This window comes from Sulfitobacter sp. M368, from assembly GCF_025141875.1.
In the GTDB taxonomy this organism is placed as follows: domain Bacteria; phylum Pseudomonadota; class Alphaproteobacteria; order Rhodobacterales; family Rhodobacteraceae; genus Sulfitobacter; species Sulfitobacter mediterraneus_A.
In genome coordinates this window covers 3,694,739-3,711,599 of sequence record NZ_CP081113.1, presented here as the reverse complement: position 1 = coordinate 3,711,599, position 16,861 = coordinate 3,694,739, and the positions used below count along the sequence as shown (strand labels likewise).

At 57.9% G+C, this 16,861-nt stretch carries 16 protein-coding genes; 6 read left to right on the top strand and 10 right to left on the bottom strand.

Annotated elements, in window-relative coordinates:
- Positions 1-8 precede the first annotated feature (8 nt).
- The 3 genes from K3754_RS18325 to ilvD form a co-directional block, all read right to left on the bottom strand.
- Entirely contained in the window at positions 9-782 is a 774-nt protein-coding gene (locus K3754_RS18325) for a DUF6478 family protein (RefSeq protein ID WP_203209721.1), read from the bottom strand.
- A 111-nt stretch (positions 783-893) separates the two neighbouring features.
- Entirely contained in the window at positions 894-1,499 is a 606-nt protein-coding gene (locus K3754_RS18320; RefSeq protein WP_203209722.1) for a hypothetical protein, read from the bottom strand.
- Positions 1,480-3,246 (bottom strand): dihydroxy-acid dehydratase, encoded by a 1,767-nt coding sequence (ilvD, locus tag K3754_RS18315; RefSeq protein WP_259939295.1) that lies wholly within the window; start codon positions 3,244-3,246, stop codon positions 1,480-1,482. Before ilvD ends, K3754_RS18320 begins: the two co-directional genes overlap by 20 nt.
- A 174-nt stretch (positions 3,247-3,420) precedes the next feature.
- Here ilvD and K3754_RS18310 point away from each other — a divergent pair, with 174 nt between their 5' ends.
- The 5 genes from K3754_RS18310 (at position 3,421) to K3754_RS18290 (ending at position 10,006) form a co-directional block, all read left to right on the top strand.
- The gene (locus K3754_RS18310; protein WP_259939292.1) at positions 3,421-6,522 is read left to right on the top strand and encodes an ABC transporter transmembrane domain-containing protein; all 3,102 of its coding nucleotides are present in this window, start codon (positions 3,421-3,423) and stop codon (positions 6,520-6,522) included.
- The gene (locus K3754_RS18305; protein ID WP_259939273.1) at positions 6,519-7,418 is read left to right on the top strand and encodes a CPBP family intramembrane glutamic endopeptidase; all 900 of its coding nucleotides are present in this window, start codon (positions 6,519-6,521) and stop codon (positions 7,416-7,418) included. The genes K3754_RS18310 and K3754_RS18305 overlap by 4 nt, the downstream gene beginning before the upstream one ends.
- A gap of 58 nt (positions 7,419-7,476) precedes the next feature.
- Positions 7,477-8,427: an acetyl-CoA carboxylase, carboxyltransferase subunit beta gene (accD, locus tag K3754_RS18300; protein WP_259939270.1), complete on the top strand. Its 951-nt coding sequence runs from the start codon at positions 7,477-7,479 to the stop codon at positions 8,425-8,427.
- Positions 8,424-9,698, top strand: a complete 1,275-nt coding sequence (locus K3754_RS18295) for a folylpolyglutamate synthase/dihydrofolate synthase family protein (protein WP_203209726.1) — start codon at positions 8,424-8,426, stop codon at positions 9,696-9,698. The genes accD and K3754_RS18295 overlap by 4 nt, the downstream gene beginning before the upstream one ends.
- Before the next feature lie 113 nt (positions 9,699-9,811).
- Positions 9,812-10,006 carry a hypothetical protein gene (locus K3754_RS18290; RefSeq protein ID WP_203209727.1) on the top strand — a complete coding sequence of 65 codons (195 nt, stop codon included), beginning with the start codon at positions 9,812-9,814 and terminating at the stop codon, positions 10,004-10,006.
- Here K3754_RS18290 and zapE read toward each other — a convergent pair.
- Both zapE and K3754_RS18280 read right to left on the bottom strand, forming a co-directional pair.
- A complete protein-coding gene (gene zapE, locus K3754_RS18285) occupies positions 9,985-11,061 on the bottom strand; it encodes a cell division protein ZapE (RefSeq protein WP_259939265.1) in 1,077 nt (358 codons plus the stop codon). The genes K3754_RS18290 and zapE overlap by 22 nt on opposite strands.
- A 46-nt stretch (positions 11,062-11,107) precedes the next feature.
- A complete protein-coding gene (locus tag K3754_RS18280; RefSeq protein WP_259939262.1) occupies positions 11,108-11,500 on the bottom strand; it encodes a GFA family protein in 393 nt (130 codons plus the stop codon).
- Positions 11,501-11,710: 210 nt separating this feature from the next.
- Between K3754_RS18280 and K3754_RS18275 the strand changes: the two genes are divergently transcribed.
- On the top strand, positions 11,711-12,952 hold the full coding sequence (locus tag K3754_RS18275; protein WP_203212257.1) for an MFS transporter: 1,242 nt from the start codon (positions 11,711-11,713) through the stop codon (positions 12,950-12,952).
- Here the strand turns inward: K3754_RS18275 and K3754_RS18270 are convergent.
- From K3754_RS18270 to K3754_RS18250, 5 genes are all read right to left on the bottom strand, one after another.
- Entirely contained in the window at positions 12,949-13,866 is a 918-nt protein-coding gene (locus K3754_RS18270) for an ornithine cyclodeaminase family protein (protein ID WP_259939256.1), read from the bottom strand. The genes K3754_RS18275 and K3754_RS18270 overlap by 4 nt on opposite strands.
- A complete protein-coding gene (locus tag K3754_RS18265; protein ID WP_259939253.1) occupies positions 13,863-14,483 on the bottom strand; it encodes an HAD family phosphatase in 621 nt (206 codons plus the stop codon). Before K3754_RS18265 ends, K3754_RS18270 begins: the two co-directional genes overlap by 4 nt.
- Positions 14,484-14,547: 64 nt before the next feature.
- Positions 14,548-15,000: a YaiI/YqxD family protein gene (locus tag K3754_RS18260; RefSeq protein WP_259939250.1), complete on the bottom strand. Its 453-nt coding sequence runs from the start codon at positions 14,998-15,000 to the stop codon at positions 14,548-14,550.
- A 5-nt stretch (positions 15,001-15,005) separates the two neighbouring features.
- Positions 15,006-15,839, bottom strand: a complete 834-nt coding sequence (fghA, locus tag K3754_RS18255) for an S-formylglutathione hydrolase (protein WP_259939247.1) — start codon at positions 15,837-15,839, stop codon at positions 15,006-15,008.
- Positions 15,840-15,904: 65 nt separating this feature from the next.
- Positions 15,905-16,834 carry an AEC family transporter gene (locus tag K3754_RS18250; RefSeq protein WP_259939244.1) on the bottom strand — a complete coding sequence of 310 codons (930 nt, stop codon included), beginning with the start codon at positions 16,832-16,834 and terminating at the stop codon, positions 15,905-15,907.
- Between the last annotated feature and the right edge of the window lie 27 nt (positions 16,835-16,861).

Sequence of the window (16,861 nt, the reverse complement as noted above, 5' to 3'; positions counted from 1 at the left end):
CTTGGTCCTCAAAGCTGGGCGCGGGGGCGGCGTGAGAAGGTCAGATCGCGCAACACCACCTGGTTCATTTGCGGTCCTTCAAAGATCAGATCCACCCATGCCCGTTCCACCCGTTTCTCGTTGATATTGGAATAGGCCAGATCAAACTCAACGCGGATGTTCTCTTCGCTCAGAGGCAATTCGCGCACAATCTGTTCGGTGTTGGGGCCGTGGCGAATATTCAACCGGGTGAAGATCTCCAGCGGTTTTTCCATTTCCACAATGGCATCCATGCGCAAAAGATGGGTCCGCTTGAGGCCGATCACGCCGTCATCGGGCAGGTCGATGACCAGCGACAAAAACGACCCGTCAAACTGAAAAACATCAAGACGCAGCCCATAAGGCGCCAGATCTTCCTCGCGCAAATTGCGCAACTGGCGCAGGGTCAGCTCCGAGAATTCACAATCATGGAACAGCGTCACCTCGCGGCCCAACATGGATTTGTTGGCAATCGCGGAATACCCCGGTGTCGGCAGCGGACCACGCCACAGTTCAGGCCGCCAGGCCCAGTCTGCGTTGTGCGGTTTGAAAAAATTTGTCGAGCCGATCATTGGCAAGGCCAGCCGGTCATCGGCGATATGGATCAGCCGATCGAGATGGGTCTTGAGCAGCCTTGCTTTGTTCCGTTGCCGCCGCAGTTGAGGCAGGTCGGTTTTCCGCGCACGCCGTGCAGCCCGCGCCCATCGCAATATGCTGCGCGAGAAAACCTTTCCGTCCAGAAAGTTGAAGCCGAGTTTGGACATACCTGTAAGCGCCCTGCATTTTTGCGCAGTGTATCCAGCCCAATGGTTTCATTCAAATGAATTGGGGACAATCTGGCGCTGTTTCAGGGCTCGTTTCCAGTCTGGAAACAATTAATCCGCGTTTCGCGCCCGCGATCCGGTAATCAAGGCTGACAAAAGCGCCCCGCCCTCGCCCGATACGGCGGCGCCGTTCTTTGGCCCATAGACTGCCAGACCGATCACATAACCCCCAATAAGGGCTGTGCCTCGCCATTGCTGGTCTGCCACATCTTGCGTGGGGGCAGTGCCAGTGGCGCGGAAAACCACGCTTTTGCTGTGCCGGGTTGTGTTGTGAACGTCCCTGAGCCCCATGGCCCGGGCGCTTTGGTCCGGTGTGGGCAAGGTGGTGCCGGGTGTGGTGGCCGAAATGCTTGCGGTGATGATACCAAGTGGCGCACCACGCGAACTGCTGGACTGCCCCAAAACATCGCAACGGGCCATGATCGCAAAACGCGCGGTCAGGTTCTTGGGATCGATGCAATAGCCCTTTGGTGCGACAAGCGTAAAGCCTTTGCCCATCATCTGGGCCTCGGTGACGGGCGCCGCTCTTGGCCCCGGTGTGGCCGCCGGCAGGTTCAGGCCGTCAAGAAATGATGCACCCTGTCCTGCCTCGCAACCCGCGAGGAGAGACAGGGCAACAATGGCTGCGGCTGGGCCTTTACAGGTCCATGTAGTCATGCGTTTCCGCCGCTGCGCCAGGATGTGTGACCGCGCCAAGATAGGTTGGGCCAACAAGCTGTGCGTATTTCCACAGCGCGCCGGAGGCATAGTTTGTCGGACGAGGGCCGGACCATTCCGCCTTGCGGCTGGCCAGCTCTTCGTCGGTCAGATCAACAGTGATCGACCCTTCAACCGCGTTGAGGGTGATCATATCGCCGTTCTTCAGCAGTCCAATCGGCCCGCCAAGCGCCGCCTCTGGGCCTACGTGACCCACACAGAACCCGCGCGTCGCGCCCGAGAAACGACCGTCAGTGATCAGGGCGACCTTCTTGCCCATGCCCTGACCGGACAAAGCCGCTGTGGTTGCCAGCATTTCGCGCATGCCGGGGCCGCCGCGTGGTCCTTCGTTGCGGATCACGAACACGTCTCCTTCCGAATAGGTGCGGTTCTGCACCGCTTCGAAAGCGTCCTGCTCGCATTCAAACACCAGGGCTGGGCCAGTGAACACAATGTCTTCGTCGGACATGCCAGCGATTTTCACGATTGCGCCTTCGGGGGCCAGGTTGCCCTTGAGGCCAACAACACCGCCTGTGGTGCTGATCGGATTTTCAACCGCGTGGATCACCTTGCCGTCCGCTTCACGCTCAATCTTGTCCAGCTCTTCACCCATGGAATAGCCTGTGGCGGTCATGCAGTCGGCATGGATCAGGCCAGCCTTGCGCAGCTCCTTCATCACAACCGGAACACCGCCCGCTTCAAAGAGGTCTTTTGCAACGTACGCGCCGCCCGGTTTCATATCTACGAAATGCGGCGTGTCGCGGAAAATTTCGCAAACATCGTCAAGGAAAAACTCGATCCCTGCCTCATGCGCCATGGCGGGCAGGTGCAAACCTGCGTTGGTGGAGCCGCCCGTGCAGGCCACAATACGCGCGGCGTTTTCAAACGCCTCACGGGTACAGATGTCACGCGCGCGGATGTTTTTCTCGATCAGGTTCATCACTGCCGCACCGGAAGCTACGGCATATTCGTCGCGGGACTTATAAGGGGCAGGCGCACCGGAAGAGTTGGGCAGCGCAAGGCCAATCGCCTCAGACACACAGGCCATGGTGTTGGCGGTGAACTGGCCGCCGCAAGCACCGGCAGAGGGGCAAGCGACCCGCTCAAGGATTTCAAGCTCGGCCTCGGTCATGGTGCCGCCCTGCCAGTTGCCAACGGCCTCGAACATATCCTGAACGGTCAGGTCACGATCCGCAAACGCCGCAGGCACATCCGCGCCCTCTGGTGCCTTGCCGGGCAGGATCGAACCGCCGTACATGAACACCGAAGGGACGTTCAGGCGGATCATTGCCATCATCATTCCGGGCAGGGATTTGTCACAACCGGCGAGACCCACCAAGGCATCGTAGCAGTGGCCGCGCATCGTGAGCTCAACCGTATCGGCAATCGCCTCGCGGGAGGCCAGCGAAGACCGCATGCCTTCATGGCCCATCGCGATACCATCCGTCACAGTGATGGTGGTGAATTCGCGGGGTGAACCCTGCTCCTGTTTCACGCCAATCTTCACGGCCTGTGCCTGACGGTTCAATGCGATGTTACAGGGGGCGGCCTCGTTCCAGCAGGTCGCAACGCCGACCAGCGGCTGGTGGATTTCCACGTCCGTCATGCCCATCGCATAGTAGTAGGACCGATGCGGCGCGCGTGCCGGGCCTTCGGTCACATGGCGGCTGGGCAGTTTGGATTTGTCAAAACGTTGGTTGGTGGACATGGCGAAGCTCCCGAAGATAGGCCTGAAATACTGGTTTGCTCTTGGTCTAGTCGTGCAATCGCGCTGCTGCAAGGCCAAGCGGCTATGTTGTAATACACACCAAGCGGCCTTAAATTTACAAAACCACAACAAAGGGCATGTCCACGCCCCACAGGCCCAGTGAAAGAGCGGTGCATGGAACCCAGCCTATTTTCCTTTATCTGGAAGTATTCCCGCCGCGAGCAATTGTTCTTATTGGCCTTTACGGTTTTCACCTTTCCGTTTCTTTATGCCACGCTGGAACTGCCCAAACGGATCATCAACGATGCCATCGGGGCCACCGGTAGCGTCGTCACCGTGTTCGATGTCGAAATGACGCAGGTGCAGTTTCTGTTTGGTCTGTGCTTTGCCTATCTCGGCTCCGTCTTGGTGCATGGCTTGCTGAAAATGCGGCTTAACACGATGAAGGGGATTCTGGCCGAACGGCTTTTGCGGCGTTTCCGGTTTCAGTTGGTCAGCCGCATGATGCGGTTTCCCCGCAGCTATTTTCAGAATACCAGCCAGGGCGAATTGGTCAGCATGGTGACATCTGAGGCCGAGCCGATGGGCGGGCTGATGGGTGACGCGGTGGCACAGCCGGTGTTTCAGGCGGGCCAGATGCTGATCATCGTGACCTTTCTTTTCATGCAATCCATCTGGTTCGGGCTTGCGGGCGTTGCCCTGATCCCCTTGCAAGCGTGGCTGATCCCGCTGTTGCAACGACAGATCAATCTGCTGAACAAGGAACGCATCGGCGAGGTGCGCCAGTTTGCCGCCGAGATCGGTGAAACGGCGGCAGGGATCACGGATCTGCGGACAAATGGCGGTTGGCGCTTCCGCTTGGCGCATTTCACCGACCGTTTGGGCCGTCTTTTCGATGTGCGCTTTCGCATCTACCAAAAGAAATTCTTTATGAAGTTCCTCAACAACTTCATCACCCAGCTGACACCATTCTTCTTTTACGCGGTTGGCGGCTACTTGGCGATCAAGGGGCAGATCACGGTTGGTGCCTTGGTTGCCGCACTGGCGGCCTACAAGGATCTGTCGAGCCCCTGGAAGGAGCTGCTGACTTACTACAACCAGACGCAGGACATGTCGCTGCGCTGGGACATCGTGACAGAGCGGTTCAATCCGTCAGGCGTGATTGACGAAGCGCTGTTTGAAGGCACCCCGAATGAAATCCCGCATCTGCGCGGCGAGATTGAACTGCGCAACGTTTCGGTGCGCAACTCAGATGGCAATATGATCCTTCAGGACATTTCGCTGAAATTGCCGCCGGGCAGTCAGGTTGCCATTCAGATGGAAAGCCAGGCAGAGCGGACGGCCCTGTCCGAGGTTCTGACCCGCGAAGTGATCCCGACTAGGGGCAAGATCACCATGGCCGGGCACGACCTCAGCGGGCTTCATCAGGCGGTTATTGCGGCGCGCATCGGTTACGCCCACGCGCAGCCCTATATTTTCAAGGGGAACATCGGGGACAATCTGTTGATGCCCCTGCGGACCAGCCCCAAGACGGTGTTGTGGGATCCTGCGCACAAGGACCGCCGCGGAATCGAGGCGCGCAGATCTGGCAACAGTCCCGATAGTACAGTGGCCGATTGGCTTGATCCCGAGCTGGCCGATCTGGGATCAGCAGATGAAATCAACCAATTCTGGCTTGAAATCACCGAGGCATTGGGCACCGCTGATTTGATCTTTCATCGCATGCTGAACTCGCGCATGGACCCGGAAAAATATCCCGAACTGGCACGGCGGATTGTCGATCTGCGCCAAGAGGTTGCGCAGCGGCTTAAGGAGGAGGGGCTGGACAAGGCCGTTCACCGCTTCGACCCCGAAAAGTTCAATCCGGCGGTGCCGCTGGGCGGCAACCTTATCTTTGCCGCGCCTGTGCGTGACATCAGCCAGCAAGGCCTTGTCGCCGAAAAATCCTTTTTGTCGATGTTTGTGGAACAGGGCTTGGCCGAGCAGGGCATCGCGATCTCGCAAACCTTGGTGGAAACGCTGCACCAGACCTTTGGGATGGACGGCACGGATCATCCGCTTTTTACCGCGCTGGGCATCGAAGAAGACCTTTACGAACAGCTTGTCGACATCGCCAACCGACGCCGTGACAGGGGTGACAATGCCTTGACCGGCGAAGAATTTGCGCTGTTGCTTACGGTGCCTTTTGCGTTGACTGCAGAGCAAATTGGCCCGTCTTTCCCTGAAAGCTTCAAGGAAGAAATCCTGACCATCCGCAAAACCAATGGTCCGTTCCTGCGGGAACAGGCGAAGGGGATGTTTGTACCGATTTCTCCTGAAAACTATCTGCCGCGTCTGACCATCTTGGAAAATCTGATCTATGGACGATTTTCCTCAATGGCGGGATTGCAGGCCGATAAGGTGCAAGAGGTCGTCGCGGACATTTTGCTGAAACACAATCTTAAACGGCAGGTTTCGGTCAATCTGTTTGATATTCCGACGGCGATCGGCGGTGCAAACTTGCCTGCGGCCTTTCAAGAACGTGCCGCCTTTGGTCGGGCGGCGATCAAACGTCCCGATGTGATGGTGTTTAACCAGACCATGGGCGGACAGGAACAGGCCAACCATGCCCAGATCCGCAACCGATTGCATGATCTCCTGCCCAATACGACGTTGATCTTTATTCAGGACAGTTTCCCAAATCCCGAAGAATTCGATGTCTATGTCGAGATCCGTGATGGCCGGTTGGATGGGGCAGGTCAGGATGAAGACGACCCCGATGTCAGCGACGATCTGCGCCGTAAGCTCAGGATCATTTCGCGTAACGAATTGTTCGGCAGCCTCAGCCCGCGCAATCGGCGTTTGCTGGCCTTTGCCGCGCAATGGTACAGCGCTGAGCCGGGCGAGCGGATTTTCAGTCAGGGCGAACGCCCTGATGCGGCCTATCTTTGCCTGTCCGGCAAAGCCGAGATGAGCTGGACCGATGGCGACGGTCAGGCACATCACATCTCCTTTGTGGAGCCGGGGCGATTGATCGGGGATTTGTCGATCATTCAGAACGAGCCGCGCCAGCTTGATCTGGATGCAGTGGAGGCTGTGCAATTCCTGCGGATCGGGGCCGAACAATTCCGCGCGGTCGTTGAAAGTGATCGCACCGTGCTGCTCAAACTTCTTGAAACTGTGGCGGGCCATTTGACCGAACTTGCCGATATCCTGCGCGAGGCGCGGGTACAGATGCCGCAAGGAATGCTGCGCCTTGAAGAAAGCCTCGAGACAGCTGATAAGCCCGCGGAATGAAGCAGCAACCCGCCTATCTTCTGCATGAAGTATTCATTGCACCCGCCCGCAAGAAACCGGCGCTTTGGCGGTTTCTGGCCGGTCTGACCCTGGCTGTTGTCGGCTATGTCGCACTGAACCAGATGTTCTTTCAACTGGTGTATGGGCTGGCCGGAGACGGGGCTTATGCCCTTTATAACGAGCTGGCAGACGGCACCTCACCGCGGGCCATGCTGCTGCTGCTTTTCAGCTTTGGATTTATGGCCATGGCGGTTGGTATCTCCGTCCGGCTGCTGCACAGTCGGTCCATGTTGACCCTGTTTGGGCCGCTGGGTTTGGCGCTGTCCGATTTTCGCGCCGTCAGCATAGCCATGATCGCCTTGGGCGTTTTTCTCGCCATTTTGCCGCCGTGGGATATGGGCGGCTCGCTTACGGAAAATGTGCCCTTTGGGCATTGGATGGTTTTGTTGCCTTTCTCGCTTTTGGGAGTGCTGGTACAGGTCGGCGCCGAAGAACTGGTGTTTCGCGGCTATATCCAGCAACAATTGGCGGCGCGGTTCCGCTCGCCCTGGATCTGGATGGTTTTGCCATCCTTGCTGTTTGCGGCGGGGCACTACCTGCCGGATTCTGCCGGTGACAACGCCCTGTTTATAGCCCTTTGGGCGGGGGTTTTCGGGATGTTGATGGCTGATCTGACGGCACGGTCCGGATCATTGGGGCCGGCCATCGCGGTGCATTTGTGGAACAACGTCACTGCAATCCTCATTGTGTCATTGCCCGATGACCTTTCCGGGTTGGCGCTGTATCATTCCCCCTTCGGGATGGCCGATGCTGCCGCAGTGCGGGCATGGCTTCCTGTGGATTTTGCGCTGATGTTTGTCTCATGGCTGGCAGCAAGGGTTGCGATACGCCGCTGATTGCAATTTGTGCAGCAGGGTCTTATTTGGAAAACAGTTTTGCCATCAGGGGCTATGTATGAACTGGATCACGAACTACGTCCGGCCACGGATCAACTCGATCTTCTCGCGCCGCGAAACGCCGGACAATCTGTGGACCAAGTGCAATGAATGCGGCACCATGCTGTTTCATCGCGAGGTGTCTGATAACCTGAATGTCTGTACCAATTGCGGACATCACATGGCGATCTCGCCACGTGAGCGGTTCAAGGCTTTGTTTGACGGCGGTATCTTTTCAGAGATCAAGGTACCTGCGCCGACGCCGGACCCCCTGCATTTCAAAGACCAAAAGAAATATCCGGACCGTATGAAAGCGGCGCAAAAGCAAACAGGCGAAGCCGAAGCCATGCTGGTCGCGCATGGTGAGATGGGGCGCACACCGATTGTTGCCGCCGCACAGGACTTTAGCTTTATGGGCGGGTCTATGGGCATGTATGTCGGCAATGCGATTATTGCCGCTGCCGAAGAAGCCGTGAAACTCAAACGCCCGCTGATCCTGTTCTCCGCTGCGGGCGGCGCACGGATGCAAGAGGGCATCTTGTCGTTGATGCAAATGCCGCGCACCACGGTTGCGGTTCAGATGCTCAAAGAGGCGGGTCTGCCCTATATCGTCGTGTTGACCCACCCCACCACGGGCGGTGTTACGGCCAGCTATGCGATGCTGGGTGATGTGCATATCGCCGAACCCAACGCGCTGATCTGCTTTGCCGGGCCGCGCGTGATCGAACAAACCATCGGTGAAAAATTGCCCGATGGCTTCCAGCGGGCCGAATACCTCCTGGATCACGGGATGCTGGACCGTGTGACGCCCCGCACCGAAATGCGCGACGAGCTGATCACGATTACCCGGATGTTGCTTGGCCTGTCACCTGCCGTACGCGGCGATCTGCCCGCACCCGAAGTTGTGGAAGACGGGAAAAGCGGCGACACCGCCAAAACTGACCCAAAACCTGCTGATCCCAAGAAATGAGCGCGGCCACATCTGACGCCATCCTAGACCGGATGATGGCGCTGCATCCCAAGATCATCGACCTCACGCTGGATCGGCTGTGGCGGTTGTTGGATGCGCTGGGCAATCCGCAAAACGATCTGCCGCCCGTGATCCATATTGCAGGTACCAATGGCAAGGGGTCCACCCAAGCGATGATCCGCGCCGGGCTTGAGGGGATGGGCAAGACCGTGCACGCCTATACCTCCCCCCACTTGGCGCGGTTTCACGAACGTATTCGACTGGCGGGGGAGCTGATTTCAGAAGAAGCGCTCACGGCGGTGCTGGATGAATGTTACGCCGCCAACAACGGCGAGAATATCACCTATTTCGAGATCACGACTGCTGCTGCGATGCTCGCGTTTTCGCGGACCAAGGCGGATTATACCCTGCTTGAAGTGGGGCTGGGCGGACGGCTCGATGCCACCAATGTCATCGACACTCCGGCGCTCACCATCATCACGCCTGTCTCGGTGGATCATCAGCAGTTTCTGGGTGAAACACTGGCAGAGATCGCAGGCGAAAAGGCCGGTATCATCAAGCGGCGCGTGCCTTGCATCATTGGCCCGCAAGACGATGCCGGGCTTGAGGTGATGGAGCAAGTCGCGGCCCGCAACATGGCACCGGTGCTGGCCTATGGGCAACATTGGCACGTCGGAACCGAAGCAGGCCGCCTTGTCTATCAGGATGAAAACGGGTTGCTGGATCTGCCCTTGCCAAACCTGCCGGGCGCGCATCAGGTGCAAAACGCCGGCGCGGCACTGGCCGCATTGCGCCATCTTGGCGCGGATGAGGCAGCCTGCGAGGCCGCAGTGACCAAAGCGTTCTGGCCTGCGCGGATGCAACGCCTCAAAGGTGGCCCGCTGATCGAGATTGCCGGTGATGCAGAGCTATGGTTGGATGGTGGGCACAATCCCGCAGCAGGCGAGGCCATCGCATCGGTCCTGTCAGAGCGCGGCGCACGGTCCACCCATCTGATTTGCGGGATGTTGAACACAAAAGACATCGGCGGCTATCTGCGGCCATTGGCGGCCCACGCCAAAAGCCTGCATGCGGTTTCCATTCCCGGCGAAAGCGCCACCCTTGCGGCCTCTGAAACCGCCGCTGCGGCGCGGGCCGAGGGGATGGTAGCCTTTGAGGCAGAAAGCGTTGCACAGGCACTCGCAGACATCGTTGCCAAAGATCCACACGCCCGTGTTTTGATCTGCGGGTCGCTTTATCTGGCTGGTGCGATCTTGCGCGAAAACCACTAGATGTAGGCTCTTTGTAACTAATCTCTGCACATAAACGAAATTTTAGTGTATACTGGCTCTAATTCAGGCGTGGCTTGACCACAAAAAACTGAATGCTGTGGAGGGCGAGCAAGATGAGTTATCAAGAAAATGTCGGGCGGACTCCGTCCGCTGAAATGGATGATCGCACAGTGTCACAAATGGTCTTTGTGGCGGTTGGTCTGGCGATTGTGGTGGGCGGACTTTGGCTGCTTTATCAAGGCAATGCACCCTATCATCCAGATGTCCCGATGACTGACAGCGAAACCTATTTGGCGATCGAATCCTGATCAGCCCAATCTTCGGATTGCATCTCGCGCAGCCGTGAGGCTGTGCGCTCAAACTCGAATGTGCCTTCCCCCTCAACATAGAGCATTTCGGGAGAGGCGGCAGCAGAACAAATCAATCGGACATGCGCCTCGTAGAGGGCATCAATCAGAGTAACAAAACGCTTTGCCTCGTTAAAGTTGGAGCGGCCCAGCTGTGGAATGTTGTCCAGAAGCAACACCCGCGTGGCTTCCGCCAATGCCAGATAATCCGCTGGGCCAAGCGGCCTGCCGCAGAGCTCATGGAAACGTGCCCGCGCCATCCCGTTGCGGAACTGTGGTATCTCCACTTCTCGGCCCTTGACGTGCAAAACCATGGGCGTGCCGGCACCGCCCGCAAGATCATCCCAAACCGCATCCATGGCGGCCCGGCTTTCTGCGTTCACGGGGGTGAAATAAACCTGACTGCCCGCCAGGCGGTCTTGCCGGTAATCGGTGGGGCTGATCAGTTCATGCACCACCATTCGGTCTTTGATCAGTTCGATGAAGGGTACAAACAGATTTCGGTTCAATCCGTCTTTGTACAGATCATCAGGCAGCCGGTTTGAGGTGGTCACCACAACAACCCCCGCCGCAAAAAGCGCCTCAAACAGCCGCCCGACAATCATCGCATCGGTGATATCGGTGATCTGCATCTCGTCAAACGCCAGCAGCCGAACAGAGCTGGCCACATCCGCAGCCACCGGCGCGATGGCATCGTCCACACCGGTTTTACGGGCCTCATGCATGGCCGCGTGAATCTCCTGCATGAACGCGTGAAAATGCACTCGCCGGGCCGGAATATCATCCAGATGATCGACAAACATATCCATCAACATGGATTTGCCGCGCCCTACACCGCCCCAAAGATAAAGCCCCTTGGGCGGTTCTGGCGCTTTGCGGAACAGACCTTTTTTCACAGGTTGCATCAACGCATCGCGGATGCGGTCAAACTCCGGCAAAACGGCTTCCTGGGCCGGATCGGGCCGCAAGCTGCCTTCGGCAATCATCCGGTCATAGGTTTCGCGCAAGCTGGTCATACCACAGGCTTATCGCCCCGGTGGGAGATTGAAAAGTGCTCTGACCTTACGAAGGCTTGATGATCCCATCTGTGTCCCAAGGTTGCGCGGCATCAGCATAGATGGACTTCTCCGGCGCGTAATGGGCCGGATCATCCAGCGAGGATGCGTGCACGTAGACCCTGTCACTCATACGCGTGCTGCGCCGGGTCAATTGCGATCCGCAATTGGGGCAAAACCCGCTGTAGGTCGGTTGCCCTGACCCGCCCTGCATTTCAAAAACTTTGCAGGTCTTGCTGATCGAGAAGGTGTCAATTTCAAGTGGCAGCATTTCAGAATGCCCGGAACCAGTCAGCTTCTGGCAATCGCGGCAATGGCACCGAAACGTCGCCGCGCTGTGCCGGGTGCCCTCATAACGGACATGCCCACATTTGCATCCGCCAACCACACGCTGTGCCATGATGTCTCCTCTCTTGCGAAAGTCTAAGTCAAATTCGGCTCGATGTCAGCTTGCTGGATGAAAGCCAAGGCATTGTCGCCGACAGGACACAATTGTTGACCATGGTTTTGGCATTCATCAATCCCCCTTCGCGCGCCATCACAATGCTTGATTTGACCCTGCGCGATCTGTGCGTAATCTGGCCGGACGCCCCCCCGCATCGGAGCCATCATGCAAGAACGTTCCCCTTTGTTTACGCCCGTCCTGATCGTGGGCTGTGTGATCATCATGGTCAGTTTCGCGGTGCGGGCCTCCTTTGGTGTTTTTCAGATCCCGATTGCTGAAGAATTTGGCTGGTTGAGGGCGGAATTCTCACTGGCTATCGCGATCCAGAACCTTGCTTGGGGCATTGGGCAGCCGATCTTTGGTGCATTGGCGGAAAAGATCGGCGACCGGCGGGCCATCATTATCGGCGCGATTGTCTATGCTGCCGGTCTTTTGCTTTCGGCCAACTCCGTCACTCCGCTTGAGCATCAAGCCTACGCTTGGCTGGTGGGATTCGGGATTGCAGGCACCGGCTTTGGTGTGATTCTTGCGGTTGTTGGTCGGGCCTCATCGGATGAAAACCGGTCAATGTCTCTTGCCATTGTCACGGCGGCGGGAAGTGGCGGTCAGATTTTCGGGGCACCGATTGCCGAATGGATGCTGGGTTTCATGAGCTGGCAAGGTGTGTTTGTCGTGTTCGCGGTGGCCGTCATGGCGATGATCCTGACCTTGCCGATGATGCGGGCACCCGCGCTTGCGACAAAGGCGGAGCTGGAAGAAAGCCTTGGGCAAATCCTGATCAAGGCGGCCCGAGATCCGTCCTATACAATGATCTTTCTGGGGTTCTTTTCCTGCGGCTACCAGCTTGGGTTTATCACGGCCCATTTCCCCGCCTTTGTGACTGAGCTGTGCGGTCCCATCCTTGCGGGTGGGGTTCTGCATAGCGTTGGGATAACCACCACCTCGGCACTGGGGGCGGTGGCGATTTCCCTGATCGGACTGGCCAATATCGTCGGAACGCTGACCGCCGGTTGGGCGGGTAAGCGGTATTCCAAGAAGTATCTGCTGGCCGGTATTTATGTCGGTCGTACCATCATCGCCGCGCTGTTCATCATGTTCCCGATCACGCCGATTTCGGTCATTCTGTTTTCGGTCGGGATGGGTTCGTTGTGGCTGGCCACGGTGCCACTGACCTCGGGGCTGGTCGCGCATATCTATGGGCTGCGTTACATGGGCACGCTTTATGGCATCGTCTTTTTCAGCCACCAATTGGGCAGTTTCCTTGGCGTCTGGCTGGGCGGGCGGATGTATGATGCCTTTGGCAGCTACACTGCCGTTTGGTGGATCGGCGTTGGCGTCGGCGCATTCAGCGCCATTGTGCATCTGCCGATCCGTGAACGTCGCCTCGAAGGGTTGGTGACAGCCTAACGGCTGCGCCAACGGTCCAGAATATAGCGGCTGGTCATCAAATCCAGATGCGCCCCGCCGCCGTTCTTGAACAGGGTGATTTCGTCATCCGACGAACGGTTGAAGTTACCCGGATCGTAGTAATCAGCGATCAAATGTTCGCGGGCAATCACACCTGATTCAAGCGGGATGTTGATCTCTCCGATGTGACCTATCGTGGTGTCAAAACTGTCCACAAAAACCCGCGCACGGATGATCGCGTCATCATCCACCTCACGCATATCGGGGCGGTAGGCGCCAATCAGGTCAACATGCTGCCCCGGTTGCAGCCAATCGCCCTTGATCAGCGGATCGGTGGACATGGTGGCGCTGGTGATGATGTCCGCAACCCCCACCGCGGCTTGCAGATCCGTGGCAACGCGCAAGCCCGGAGTTTCAGCAGCCATTTTTTCAGCGTTGCCGGCGCTGCGGTTCCAGACGGTAAACTGCGCATCAGGAAACACCGCACGATATGCGGCATGCAGGGCGCGGCCCTGATTGCCTGCACCGACGATCAGGATGTTCTTGCTGTCTGGTCGGGCCAGTCGCCGCGCGGCAAGCAAGCTATCACCGGCGGTTTTCCATTTGGTCACAAGATGAAAGTCAACAATTGCCTCAAGCATGCCGTTCGCATCAGCGTATAGGTTCAGCCCGCCATTGATCATCGGGTTGCCTTTGGCCGGATTGCCCGGAAAAACCGTGGCGGATTTGACTGCAATCCCCAGACCGTCGATCCATGCAGCCCTGCTGAGCAAGGTGTCATCACCCCGATAGAGAAAGGTATCACCGATCTCGGCCTTGGGCAGGGTGTGACCGGCAGCCAATGCGTCCGTCAGGCCGATCCAGTCCAGCACCGCCTCGCCCGCGTCAAAAGGGATAAAGGGAATGTCAGTCATTTTGCGTCCTCTTGGGTCAAAAGCCCCGCCATCACCAGCCGATTGGCCCAGCCTTCCGGTCCGGTGAAATGGTGGGTTTGCCAGCCGCGTGCTGCGGCAGCGTTGATATTGTCGATCCGGTCATCGGTGAACAAAAGCGCCTTTGGATCAACGCCGCTGCGATCCTCAAGCGCGGCATAGATGCCCGCATCCGGCTTGATGACCCCCAAATGACCCGAGATATAATCCCCGTCGAATTGCCGGAGAAAGGGGTAGTGCTCTGCCGCCAGATCATAGGTCTGAATGCCGAAGTTGGTAAGGGAGAACACTGGAACATTGGCGCGTTGCAGAGCCTGCATCAGGCGCACGGAATGGTCGATCACGGGGGCGGCGATGTCGATCCAGCGGTCGTGCCAGAGCTGGATCTCTGCACGCCAATGCGGATAGATCTCAGCGGTGTCATAGATCACATCACGGAACGTCTCGCCGCGATCAATACGGTCGTTCATGCCGTGCAGATCAACCTCTGCAAACATCGCGCGGCGGCGGGCTTCGCCTATCTGCGCGTCAAAAAACCGCTCTGGCAGCCATTCGATCAGAACATTGCCGATGTCAAAAACCACGGCTTGGGGTGTCATTTGTCTGCCCTCCCGGCATTGGAAACTTTCAATGTCTCCATCCGTTTACCTTGACGGAAAACGCTCATAACCGCGCTGCTGCACGCAGCTCCCGCTCCAGCGCATCCAGAAATCGGGAACGGTCGGCTTTGGTGAACCCTTTGCCGCCGCCTTGCCTGAATGGATCAGCGGCCCGCAGATCCGCCATCAAGTCTCGGGTTGCAAGAACGTTGCCGATATTGGCCGCCGTCAATGCCTCGCCATTGTGTTTGAGCACTTTGGCGCCCGCCTCCACACATTTGGCGGCAAGGGGGATATCGCCTGTGACCACCACATCGCCGGCGCCGGCCCGATCCGCAATCCACATATCCGCAACGTCCGGGCCGTCCGGCACGATTACGGTCTCCACCAGCGGGTTTTGCGAGGGCCGCAATCCGCCGTTGGACACCACGAACATCCTTACCTTGTGACGGGTTGCGACCCGTTCTGCCTCCGCTTTGACGGGGCAGGCGTCGGCGTCAATATAGAGCGCGGTCAATGGCCTCAGACCCCATAAAGCGCATCGGCGTGAAAGGCGATGTGATCTTCCATGAAGGTCGAGACAAAGAAGTAGCTGTGGTCATAGCCCGGCTGCATCCGGAACGTGGCTTGCTGTCGCTTGGCGGCAATCGCGGCGGCCAGTGCCTCGGGCTTGAGCAGGTCCAGAAACTGATCCGATGCGCCTTGGTCAATCAGGATAGGCCCGTCAAAGCCGTTCTCCTGCATCAGCAAGGTCGCGTCGTGTTTGGCCCAAGCCGCGTCATCCTCGCCCAGATAGGCGGTCAATTGTTTGCGGCCCCAATCGCTTGCGGTTGGGTTGGCAATCGGCGCAAAGGCCGAGACAGACGCAAACCGCCCCGGCAGGTTCATCGCCAATGTCAGCGCCCCATGGCCACCCATCGAATGGCCGGTGATGCCCTGCCGCGTCAGGTCAATGGCAAAATTCGCGCCGATCAATGCGGGCAATTCTTCTGCGATATAATCCCACATCTGAAAATGTGTCTGCCAGGGGCCTTGGGTGGCGTTGACATAAAACCCGGCCCCCTTTCCCAGATCATAGGCTTCGTCGTCGGCGACATCGTCACCGCGCGGAGAAGTATCAGGAAACACCAGCGCGATCCCGTGTTCGGCAGCCCATGATTGCGCACCTGCCTTGGTCATCGCGTTTTCATGTGTGCAGGTCAGGCCCGACAAGTACCACAGCACCGGCACCGGCCCATCGCGGGCCTCTTCTGGCAAGAACAACCCAAAGGTCATTTCGCAATTACATGCCTCTGAACTGTGGGAATAGACACCTTGCGTGCCACCAAAACAGGCATTTTCAGAAATGGTTTTCATCGTCGGATCCTTTTGTCATGTCCGCCGCGCCGGGCCGGACCTTGCAACAGTCAGTACTGGAAAGATCAGCCCCCTGTCACCCCCGCGATCACAAGGCTGACGGTGACAATGCTGAGGGCTGTGGAAAATAGAATGGCGGTGGAAACGCGTACCGGGGCTACGCCATAATGCTGGGCGAGGATAAACACATTGCCCGCCACGGGCAGGGCGGAAACTGCAATGATCACGCCAGCCTTGAACGGGTCCACATCGAATATGTAAAGCGCGGCAATACCAACCAGCAACGGATGCAACACCAGTTTGCAAAAGCTGAGCCAGCCTGCCACTTCGATCCGTTCCGCCGATTTAAAGGCGAGCGACGCGCCGATGGCAAACAAGGCGCCGGGGGTGGCGGCGCCGCCCAGGATGGCCAGAAAATCATTGATCGGATCAGGGATCGGAAGTGCGAAACCGGCACAGACAAACCCAAGCGAGATCGCCACAATCATTGGATTGCGCACCAGACCCAGGGCAATAGACCGGATCATGCGCAGGCTGATCTGGCCGTCCCGCGCACCGGTGATCAAAATCACAATAAGGCTGGAGAACACGATCAGATCTACCGCCAGCGCCAACAGAACCGGACCAATCGCCTCCGCACCCAGCAGCAGGGTCAACATTGGAACGCCCAGAAACCCGGTATTTCCGATGGCGGCGCATTGCGCTTCAATCGCGGTAGTCGGCACGTCCAAACCGCGCAGAAAGCCGACGATGGTCGCGATCCCGTAAACAAACGCCGTACCCCACAGATAGGCCGCGATCAAACGCCCGTCCCAGACCTCGGCCAGCGACAGGTTTGCCGAAAACCGGAACAACATGGCCGAGAGGGCAAAGTAGAATACAAATTTGGTGAGGTAGGCGGTCGCTTCTTCACTGAAAAAGCGGGTGCGCCCGGCCCAGTATCCCAGACCGATCAGCAAAAAGAACGGCAAGGTCTTGAAAAAGATCGCCAGCATAGCCTTGGGTAACCAGCCGGAGGGTCG

What these genes read in the sequence shown, in the direction of transcription:
- K3754_RS18275 (WP_203212257.1), top strand. Translation starts at nt 11,711, where the DNA reads ATGCAAGAACGTTCCCCTTTGTTTACGCCCGTCCTGATCGTGGGCTGT.
- K3754_RS18310 (WP_259939292.1), top strand. Translation starts at nt 3,421, where the DNA reads ATGGAACCCAGCCTATTTTCCTTTATCTGGAAGTATTCCCGCCGCGAG.
- K3754_RS18265 (WP_259939253.1), bottom strand. Translation starts at nt 14,483, where the DNA reads ATGACACCCCAAGCCGTGGTTTTTGACATCGGCAATGTTCTGATCGAA.
- K3754_RS18270 (WP_259939256.1), bottom strand. Translation starts at nt 13,866, where the DNA reads ATGACTGACATTCCCTTTATCCCTTTTGACGCGGGCGAGGCGGTGCTG.
- K3754_RS18295 (WP_203209726.1), top strand. Translation starts at nt 8,424, where the DNA reads ATGAGCGCGGCCACATCTGACGCCATCCTAGACCGGATGATGGCGCTG.
- fghA (WP_259939247.1), bottom strand. Translation starts at nt 15,839, where the DNA reads ATGAAAACCATTTCTGAAAATGCCTGTTTTGGTGGCACGCAAGGTGTC.
- accD (WP_259939270.1), top strand. Translation starts at nt 7,477, where the DNA reads ATGAACTGGATCACGAACTACGTCCGGCCACGGATCAACTCGATCTTC.
- zapE (WP_259939265.1), bottom strand. Translation starts at nt 11,061, where the DNA reads ATGACCAGCTTGCGCGAAACCTATGACCGGATGATTGCCGAAGGCAGC.
- ilvD (WP_259939295.1), bottom strand. Translation starts at nt 3,246, where the DNA reads ATGTCCACCAACCAACGTTTTGACAAATCCAAACTGCCCAGCCGCCAT.
- K3754_RS18305 (WP_259939273.1), top strand. Translation starts at nt 6,519, where the DNA reads ATGAAGCAGCAACCCGCCTATCTTCTGCATGAAGTATTCATTGCACCC.
- K3754_RS18280 (WP_259939262.1), bottom strand. Translation starts at nt 11,500, where the DNA reads ATGGCACAGCGTGTGGTTGGCGGATGCAAATGTGGGCATGTCCGTTAT.
- K3754_RS18250 (WP_259939244.1), bottom strand. Translation starts at nt 16,834, where the DNA reads ATGCTGGCGATCTTTTTCAAGACCTTGCCGTTCTTTTTGCTGATCGGT.
- K3754_RS18320 (WP_203209722.1), bottom strand. Translation starts at nt 1,499, where the DNA reads ATGACTACATGGACCTGTAAAGGCCCAGCCGCAGCCATTGTTGCCCTG.
- K3754_RS18290 (WP_203209727.1), top strand. Translation starts at nt 9,812, where the DNA reads ATGAGTTATCAAGAAAATGTCGGGCGGACTCCGTCCGCTGAAATGGAT.
- K3754_RS18325 (WP_203209721.1), bottom strand. Translation starts at nt 782, where the DNA reads ATGTCCAAACTCGGCTTCAACTTTCTGGACGGAAAGGTTTTCTCGCGC.